Source organism: Massilia pseudoviolaceinigra (genome assembly GCF_030846505.1).
GTDB lineage: Bacteria > Pseudomonadota > Gammaproteobacteria > Burkholderiales > Burkholderiaceae_D > Telluria_A > Telluria_A violaceinigra.
Window position 1 is genome coordinate 135,597 of record NZ_JAVCWL010000022.1, and the last position, 6,944, is coordinate 142,540.

Sequence of the window (6,944 nt, forward strand, 5' to 3'; positions counted from 1 at the left end):
GCGCGGGAACGCCACCCCTGACCGGTTCGCCCGGCACCGCCTGCAGCCTCCTGGTTGCGCTCCCGCGCCAGCGAGGGCGCCAGCATGCCTGCGGCGGGCTTGGCAAGGTCGCGCCCCCCCCCCCACGAGGCGGGAAAAACGAGGCCTGCGCCGGACCGTTCGATTGCGTCGATTGAAAGTATGTTCCGATAGCAAAAACGCTACAATTGTATTTACTTAAGCGGCATGTATTGCGTCTGGCGCCACCTCCCCGGATCTGCCGCGGAGCTCGCTTTTTTCGACAGGACTGGATGCTCAACATGTTTGCGACCAAACTACTCAGTCTGAAAGATACCGCGGCGACTGTCGCCAGCGAGATCGCTCCTTTCGCTTCCGAGGTCGACAGCAAGGCCGCCTGGCCTGTCCGTTCGATGGCTGCGCTGTCGAAGGCCGGGCTGATGGGGCTGCAAGTGCCTGAACAACTCGGCGGCCATGGCCAGGGCTTGCTCGCGCTGGCGGTGCTGACCGAAACGCTGGGCAAGGCCTGCCCGTCCTCCGCGCTGTGCTTCGGGATGCATTGCGTGGGGACGGCAGTGATCGCCGCCAAGGCGACATCCTACCAATCCGAACATTACCTGAGCAAGATTGCGCGCGGGGAGCATATCACCACCCTGGCCCTGTCCGAAAGCGGGACCGGCGCCAATTTCTATCTTTCCGAAACGCTGATCACCCTCGCCGCAGGCCAGTTCCTGGTCAATGGAACCAAGCAGTTCGTCACCAACGGCGGGCGCGCCGACTCGTACGTGATCTCGGCACTGAGTCCGGATTCCGGCGAAGTTGGCGACTTGAGCTGCCTGATCGTCGACAGCGACGCCGCCGGGGTCGAATGGCTGGAACCCTGGCACGGCTTCGGCATGCGCGGAAACTCTTCGCGCGGCATGCGTCTGACGGATGCGCGTGTGCCGCTCACCAATCTGTTGGGCGATACCGGCGACCAGATCTGGTACGTGTTTGAAGTCATCGCGCCCTACTTTCTCATGGCAATGGCGGGCAGTTACCTCGGCATCGCGCAATCCGCACTCGAGGCCGTTGGTGAGCATCTGCGCACGCGGCGCTACAGCCATACCGGCGACTCGTTGCGCCACATCGAGCAGTTGCAGATGAAGTACGCCGACATGTGGAGGTCCATCGAAAAGACACGGCAACTGCTGTACGCAGCCGGCGAGCGCGGCGACCGCGGCGACCCGGACGCGCTCCCGTTCATTTTGTCCTGCAAGGCCGATGCCGCCGAGACCGCCGTGGCGGTCACCAATGAAGCGATGACGATTTGCGGCGGGATCGCCTACCGCGAAAACAGCCGGGTGAGCCAGATGCTGCGCGATGCACGCGCCGGGCATGTGATGTCGCCCACGACCGATATGCTGAAAGTCTGGAGCGGGCGCTCTTTGCTGGGCTTGCCGTTACTGTGACAGCGCCGTGAACTATAAACTCATCCTTCTCATCGTCCCGGACCCGCACGCGGACATCGATGGCGCGCTCGCGCAGCCGCTGAAGGAGCAGCAGCTCGACGCCGTTCTGGCTGCGCCGGCCGGCGCCGTCGAGTGCATCGAGGACCTGATCGGCCAGGACCGCGAACCGTCTGTCGTTCTCGTCGGGCCGGGCACCGGCAATTCTGCCTCGATCGCCCGCCGGATTCGCACTGTCTGGCCGGTCGGACAGATTCTCTTCGTACCTGCCAGGGAACAGTTCGAGGCGGTGCAAACCGAATTGCGCTATGTGCCCATGCTCGGCCCGAACTGGTCCCTGGTGGCGCTGGGCGATCCGCGTCTGGGCGAGAAGTTGATGCGCGCAGTGCAGGCAAGCCGCCAGCGCTCGCGCCTGCGGACCACCCTGGACCGCGCCAACGTCCGGCTGGCGGAACCGAAAGCGGTCGATAGCGTCGCCTATCGCCAATCGGTGATTTCGGAGCATTACCTGGCCAGTTTGCTGCAGCACTCGTCGGATGCGATTTTCTCGCTGGGCCCGCGCGATAACGTCCTGTATTGGAGCACGGGGGCGGAGCGGCTGTTCCAGTGCCGCCCGCGGCACAACCAGCCGGCTGCCGAGCTGCCGTTCTGGTCAGCCATGCTCGATGCGCTACTGACGCGTATCCATGCCGGCGCATCGCCATTGACAGCGAAAATGAGCACCGTCATCGATGCGCAAACGCTGCACCTGGAAGTGTCGCTGGCACGGGTGCAGGATGAACAACATACGTTTATCGGCACCTCGATCTCGGCGCGCGATGTCTCCGACGTCGTGCGCGCCATCGAAACGGAACGTGCGGGGCGCCAGAATGCCGAGCGCCTGGGGCGCCTCAAGGACGAGTTCCTTGCCCTGCTCTCGCATGAGCTGCGCACGCCGCTCAGCGCGGTCATCGGTCGGACCCAACTTCTGCGCATACAGCACCGCGATGCGCCCGACCTGCAGTACTCGCTGGATATTATCGAACGCAATGCCAAGCTGCAGGCCAAGCTGATCGAGGATCTGCTGGATGTGTCCGCGATCGTCACCGGCAAGCTCACCCTGCAACTGCACAACATCGCGGTGCTCGACCTGCTGCGCGCGGCCACGGAATCGGTGCAGGCAATGACCGACGCCAAGCAGCTCAAGCTGGTCACGCAATATGCAGTCGGCGCGGTGACGATTGCGGGCGACGTGTACCGGCTCCAGCAGGTGCTCTGCAATATCCTGAGCAATTCAATCAAGTTCACGCCGGAAGGAGGCACGGTTCACGTGCGCGCGTCGCTCGTCTCGCACAGCCTCCTGCAGATCGTCATCGAAGACACCGGGTGCGGCATCGCCGCCGAATTCCTGCCGTATGTGTTCGACAAATTCGGCCAGGAAGACGCCTCGAGCACGCGCCGCCATGGCGGCCTGGGAATCGGCCTGTCGATTGCGAAACAGCTCGCCGAACTGCATTCAGGGACCATTGCGGTGACCAGTCCGGGGCGCGGGCTCGGCACCAGCTTTACGCTACGCTTTCCTGTTGTCTCTGCGGGCGACGGCACAGGGCCTGCCCGCCAGCACCCGGCGCTGCCGGCGGCGCAGTCGCGCATGCTTGCACAGCGCCGCATTCTCCTCGTGGAGGACGCCGCCGATACGCGCGAGTTGCTTAAAGACGTGCTCAGCGCGCATGGCGCGCACGTGCTCACGGCACCATCGGCGCTCCTCGCGCTCGATTTGCTCGGTAGCGAGGCGCTCGACGTGGTCGTTAGCGATATCGGCATGCCGCAGATGGATGGCTACCAGCTGATCGGCGAGATACGGCGGCGTGGCTATGCGGGCGACACGCTGCCGGCGGTCGCCCTGACCGCATTCGCCAGCACCCTGGATCGCCAGAGGGCGCTCGATGCCGGTTTTCAGGCGCATGTGGCAAAGCCGTTTATCGTGACGGAACTGGTGGCTACCCTCACAGCGCTTCTGGCGCGGCAGGACCAGCCGGTTCGCTGAGCGAGGCCGCGCGTGCGGCTTGCCTGTGCAACGCGGCGTTCACGGCTCCATCCAAACACAGTAAAATCCAAGGCTCGCCCACGACAGTCGCGCCAGCGACCCAACCATGAACAAGTTGTCGCTGTACTTCCGCCTGGTCCGGCTGGACAAGCCGATCGGCATCCTGCTGCTGCTCTGGCCCACGCTGATCGCCCTCTGGATCGCCGCGCGCGGCAGGCCCGACCCCGCCGTCGTTGCCATCTTCACGCTCGGCACCATCCTGATGCGTTCGGCCGGCTGCGCCATCAACGATTACGCCGACCGCGACATCGACAAGCACGTCAAGCGCACCGCCGAACGTCCCCTCACGAGCGGGCGCATCAAGAGCTGGGAAGCGCTGGCGGTCGCCGCCACCCTGGCCATCATTTCCTTCCTGCTGATCCTGCCGCTCAACACCCTGACCAAGCAGCTGTCCGTGGCCGCCGTCATCATCGCCGGCAGCTATCCCTACTTCAAGCGCTTTTTCGCCATTCCCCAGGCCTACCTGGGCATCGCCTTCGGCTTCGGCATCCCGATGGGCTTTGCCGCCGTGCAGGACCAGGTGCCGGCCGTGGCCTGGTGGCTGCTGGTGGCCAATGTGTTCTGGGCCATCGCCTACGACACCGAATACGCCATGGTCGACCGCGACGACGACATCAGGATCGGCATCCGCACCTCGGCCATCACCTTCGGCCGCTTCGACGTGGCCGCCGTCATGCTGTGCTACGGCGCCGCGCTGGCCATCATCCTCGTGTGCGGCTGGCTCGAAGGCTTGCGCGGCTGGTTCGTCGGCGGAGTCGCCGTGGCCGCCGCGGTGGCGCTTTATCACTACACTTTGATCCGTGGACGCGAGCGCATGGCTTGTTTTGCCGCTTTTCGCCACAACAATTGGTTGGGTGCGGCCCTTTTTGCCGGTGTGGCGTTAGACTACGCTTTCAGCTGATGTTGTTCCGATAACACAGAAAGTCAATGTTGCTAACGTGCAAGATCAACATCGAGGCGTTCGGTACACTGGGCTTTCCTATAAATTCACTTACGAGGTAACAAAAATGATCGAATCCATCCCAACCAAACCAGGCGCGCGCGACCAGTTGATGAACGACCTGAAATCCGTGATCCAGGATGCCGAACAGTGGCTGCGCCACGGCAGCCAGCTGACCGGCGAAGAACTGCAGGCGGCCAAGGCCAAGTTCGAGCGCACCCTGACGAGCGCCAAGGCGGACCTGATTCGCCTGGAAGAAGCGGTGGTCCATAAAACCAAGGTCGCGGCCAAGGCGACTGACGAGTACGTGCAAGAAAACCCGTGGAAAGCGGTCGGGATCGGTGCTGCGGCCGGCTGCATCATCGGCATGCTCATTTCGCGCAGGTAAGGCGCATGGCGATCGCCGAATCGGTGGGGCGGATCGGGGCGACTCTGGTCGCCATGGTGCAAACGCGGCTGGAACTGGCCGCCGTCGAGGTGCAGGAGGAGCTGCAACGCTTTCTTGGGTATGTCGTGCTTGCGCTGGCGTCGCTGATCCTGTTCGGCATCGCCGCCTTGCTGGTGGTGCTGCTGGTGGTGGTCATTTTCTGGGACAGCTACCGGCTCGAAGCCATTGGCGCCATGGCCGCACTGTTCGGCGTGGCCGGCGGCGTGATTGCGATGCAGGTCAAGCGCAGTTTCGACGCGCGTCCGCGTCTGCTGGGAGCGACCGTGGCTGAACTGAACAAGGATGTCAATTTCATCAGGAATGCGGGGCACGCCGATGAGTAACGATAAGCTGTCGCTGGCCGAACGGCGCGAGGCGCTGATTGTGCAGTGTTCGATGCAGCGGCGCGATGCCGCGCGCGAGATTGGCGCGCTGATGACGCCCCTGAGTCATCCGGGTGGCGGCATCGGCAAACTGTTCGGTGGCGGCGGCATGAAGCTGCCGCTGGGGATTGTCGGAACGGTGGCTGGATTGGTCATGGCCAAGTCCGGCAAGCTGCTGCCGATGCTGACCGTGGGTCTGTCCCTGATCAAGGCTGCGCGCAGTGTGATCGGGCTGGTGCGTAAAAAACATACCTGATTTGGCCGATTTCTGCCGATTGTACTCGGCGGAACGCCCGCGCGGCTACCGCCCCAATGCGGACGTTGGCACTTGCGACGATCGCTAATCAAGGCTCCGAGTTTCCACGAGACGCCGCCGCATGGTGGCGTTCCTCAGCACCGCCCCACGCACGGCGACCTCATTGCGGCGCTCCACCGTGAAGCCGTGCCCGGCAAAAAATGGCTCGGCGGTCAAGCTCACGTTTGAATAGATGGATGCGAGAGCGGCCTCGCGGGCGGCGTCCAGCAAGCGGCGCATGAGTGCAGTACCAACCCCACGGCGGGCATGCCGCGGTGAGACGAAAAACATGTCGATGTAGCCATCGGTCTGCAGGTCGGCAAAGCCTGCCGGTTCGCCCTCGATTTCCGCAACCAGTGGCGCGATCGCCTCCATGCGGCGCAGCCACCCATCCGTATCATGCTCGGCAGGCGCCCAAGCATCCAGTTGAGCGGCACTGTAGTTTGCGCTGGCTAGGCCATGGATGGAATCGTGGAAAACGGCGCGAAGCGCGGGGGCGTCAGAAGGCTGGAAGTGTCGGATAAGCATGCAATATTTTAGTGGCGTCCGACCGGCGAATGCAAGGCTGACTATGCTATGCATTTTTCAAGATAGCGCGTTCCATCAACCGCCGCGTGCCCTTTTTAGCCCGCTGATTAACGAAGATTCAGTTCGCCACGACCATGCGCCGCCGGCCGCAACCGCCCCGAAGCGCAAGTTGCAGCTCGAAGAACCGGAGCTAACCGGCTTGCGATTCCGAGGCATTCTGTCTCACGGCTCACTTCGAACCAGCTCATCCCATCGTCCTCGACTATGGGTACCTATTCCTGTTCAGGACTCTACTTCCCGATCTCTTCACCCAGATGCATTGATTGTTCTGTGGGCTGGACTGATATTCCACGCATTCGTAAGCGATGCCGGGACAGGCCCTATCGAACTGCCGGTACAGCACTTCCCAGTTCTTGCCAGCGGGGACAGCTGCGATCTTTTCGATCAGGCCTCTGCATTCTGGCCCTACAAGGGCCGGATCCACAGGCACGGGTTTTTTTTGCGAATTGAGACGCGGCGGTGATAGAGAAGGGCGCGGCGCGCTAGTGGGCGATGCCGGTACAGCTGGAGGCTGACTCGACGCAGTAATTGAGACCTTTATTTTCTTGCTGCTATCCGGCGCTGCGGCGCGGTCGCCGTAATGCACCTTGCCGTTTGCGTCGGTCCATTTATGGATTTCCTGCGCACCGGCACTCGTACGAATCAAGCAAAAAAATGCGGCAAGGAGAAGCGCCAATGTAAGAGGGTAAAACCGGTTCATAAAATGCTTTCGACATCAGATTGCGAGATCCGCACAACAGCAAACACAGCCGGTACGGCAGGAAAGTCCGCTTCTGGCCG

The 6,944-nt window shown here is 62.7% G+C and carries 9 protein-coding genes; 7 read left to right on the plus strand and 2 right to left on the minus strand.

Annotated features, from left to right (window positions below):
• Positions 1-299 precede the first annotated feature (299 nt).
• The 6 genes from RBA40_RS21530 (at position 300) to RBA40_RS21555 (ending at position 5,537) form a co-directional block, all read left to right on the plus strand.
• Positions 300-1,448: an acyl-CoA dehydrogenase family protein gene (locus tag RBA40_RS21530; protein WP_306649795.1), complete on the plus strand. Its 1,149-nt coding sequence runs from the start codon at positions 300-302 to the stop codon at positions 1,446-1,448.
• 7 nt (positions 1,449-1,455) lie between these two features.
• Positions 1,456-3,471, plus strand: a complete 2,016-nt coding sequence (locus tag RBA40_RS21535) for a hybrid sensor histidine kinase/response regulator (protein WP_306649797.1) — start codon at positions 1,456-1,458, stop codon at positions 3,469-3,471.
• A gap of 106 nt (positions 3,472-3,577) precedes the next feature.
• Entirely contained in the window at positions 3,578-4,432 is an 855-nt protein-coding gene (gene ubiA, locus RBA40_RS21540) for a 4-hydroxybenzoate octaprenyltransferase (protein ID WP_306649799.1), read from the plus strand.
• A 106-nt stretch (positions 4,433-4,538) separates the two neighbouring features.
• On the plus strand, positions 4,539-4,859 hold the full coding sequence (locus RBA40_RS21545) for an ElaB/YgaM/YqjD family protein (RefSeq protein ID WP_099874381.1): 321 nt from the start codon (positions 4,539-4,541) through the stop codon (positions 4,857-4,859).
• A 5-nt stretch (positions 4,860-4,864) separates the two neighbouring features.
• Entirely contained in the window at positions 4,865-5,242 is a 378-nt protein-coding gene (locus RBA40_RS21550; protein WP_306649800.1) for a phage holin family protein, read from the plus strand.
• A complete protein-coding gene (locus RBA40_RS21555) occupies positions 5,235-5,537 on the plus strand; it encodes a hypothetical protein (RefSeq protein WP_306649802.1) in 303 nt (100 codons plus the stop codon). The genes RBA40_RS21550 and RBA40_RS21555 overlap by 8 nt, the downstream gene beginning before the upstream one ends.
• An 84-nt stretch (positions 5,538-5,621) precedes the next feature.
• On the opposite strand, the gene RBA40_RS21560 is transcribed toward RBA40_RS21555, so the two are convergent.
• Together RBA40_RS21560 and RBA40_RS33585 are read right to left on the minus strand one after the other, a co-directional pair.
• Positions 5,622-6,104 carry a GNAT family N-acetyltransferase gene (locus RBA40_RS21560; protein ID WP_306649804.1) on the minus strand — a complete coding sequence of 161 codons (483 nt, stop codon included), beginning with the start codon at positions 6,102-6,104 and terminating at the stop codon, positions 5,622-5,624.
• Positions 6,105-6,366: 262 nt separating this feature from the next.
• Entirely contained in the window at positions 6,367-6,840 is a 474-nt protein-coding gene (locus RBA40_RS33585; RefSeq protein ID WP_374710529.1) for a DUF4124 domain-containing protein, read from the minus strand.
• On the opposite strand from RBA40_RS33585, the gene RBA40_RS21565 reads away from it, so the two are divergent.
• Positions 6,745-6,944, plus strand: a 200-nt coding sequence (locus RBA40_RS21565; protein ID WP_306649806.1) for a hypothetical protein, incomplete at its 3' end; no start/stop codon positions are given. The two genes, RBA40_RS33585 and RBA40_RS21565, sit on opposite strands and share 96 nt — an antisense overlap.